Raw genomic sequence first — 1,190 nt, forward strand, 5'->3', positions numbered from 1 at the left:
ACGAATATTGGGAACGGTTGTATTGGCCGGCGTGCGGCAGACTACGCGAATGCACGCGCGTTGGATACCGGAGCGCATGGCAACGGCACATACGACCCGAATTGGGTGACATGGAGCTGGCGTATCTGACTGGACCGCGCATCCAGTCGTGGCTGGACTCGATAACGCCGGCCGGTGCGGCGCGTAAATCCTGGGCCGTGCTCCGGCAGATGCTGCGAGCAGCGGTACGGCTCGGATTACTGGATGTGGACGTGACCGACAGGGTCACGCCACCCAAGCCCAGCGGCTATGAGCCGGAAGTGCTGGACATCCGCCAGATACGGCAATTGCTGCGCGGGTTTCACGGGCACGAGCTCGAGGCCTGGCTGCTCTGCAGCGTATGCCTCGGACTGCGCACCGAGGAAGCCCTTGGATTGGAATGGAACGATCTGAACCTCAATACAGGCAAGGTCAAGGTCCGACGCGGATTGCAGTGGGTGGACGGACACGAGGTGATCGTGGAGCCGAAGACCGAGCTATCGCGCCGCACCGTCGTGCTCCCCAGATTCGCGGTATTGAGACTGCGCGAGATCAGACCGCATGAGGGCGGCCGTCTCATCGGCTTATTGAATCCAGGTCAGGTCGCCAGACGCTACGCCGCATGGTGCAGGTCACAGAACCTGCCGTATGTGCCACGCCGCAACCTGCGCCACAGTTGGGCCAGCACCGCGTTGGGCGCCGGCGTGGACGTGGCGGTGGTCAGCCGCGCGTTAGGTCACTCGTCAATCGCCACCACGGCCCGCTACTACCTACGCCCTGACAGCGAGATACTGCGCGAAGCCCAACGCGTATGGGAGCACGCCCTCATACGCTGAGGGATTCGCTAACCCATCACGGTTTCCAGCGTGCCGATGGCGGCGTGGTCCGTGGGGTGTTGCAGCCGAACGCGGTGACGGTCCAGCAGGCGGCATGGCCGAAGCCGTTCGCGGAAATACCCACCGTGGTCGGCTGGTATGCGAACGACAACATTTATTCATGCTCCGTCACATCAGTTACCACGACCGGCTGCACCATCGCAATCAAGAACATCGGTGAACAAGCCAATGGTATCGAGGGCCACGTGTACGCGGTGGCCTACGGCAAACTCGCCTAGGCGAAGGTCACGCCGTCCGGTATCGGCAGGCTGCGGGGAGTGTGCAGGCACCTGTCCC

The 1,190-nt window shown here is 62.9% G+C and carries 2 protein-coding genes; both read left to right on the plus strand.

The genetic code is table 11. The annotated features are described in order from the left end of the window. The first annotated feature begins 17 nt into the window (after positions 1 to 17). Complete coding sequence (locus Tam1G_RS11465; RefSeq protein ID WP_242689733.1) at positions 18 to 854, plus strand: site-specific integrase; 837 nt, start codon at positions 18 to 20, stop codon at positions 852 to 854. Next, entirely contained in the window at positions 830 to 1,132 is a 303-nt protein-coding gene (locus Tam1G_RS11470; RefSeq protein WP_101626615.1) for an H-type lectin domain-containing protein, read from the plus strand. The genes Tam1G_RS11465 and Tam1G_RS11470 overlap by 25 nt, the downstream gene beginning before the upstream one ends. Positions 1,133 to 1,190: the final 58 nt, after the last annotated feature.

Source organism: Bifidobacterium imperatoris (genome assembly GCF_002860405.1).
Classification (GTDB): domain Bacteria; phylum Actinomycetota; class Actinomycetes; order Actinomycetales; family Bifidobacteriaceae; genus Bifidobacterium; species Bifidobacterium imperatoris.

What these genes read in the sequence shown, in the direction of transcription:
- Tam1G_RS11470 (WP_101626615.1), top strand. Translation starts at nt 830, where the DNA reads ATGGGAGCACGCCCTCATACGCTGAGGGATTCGCTAACCCATCACGGT.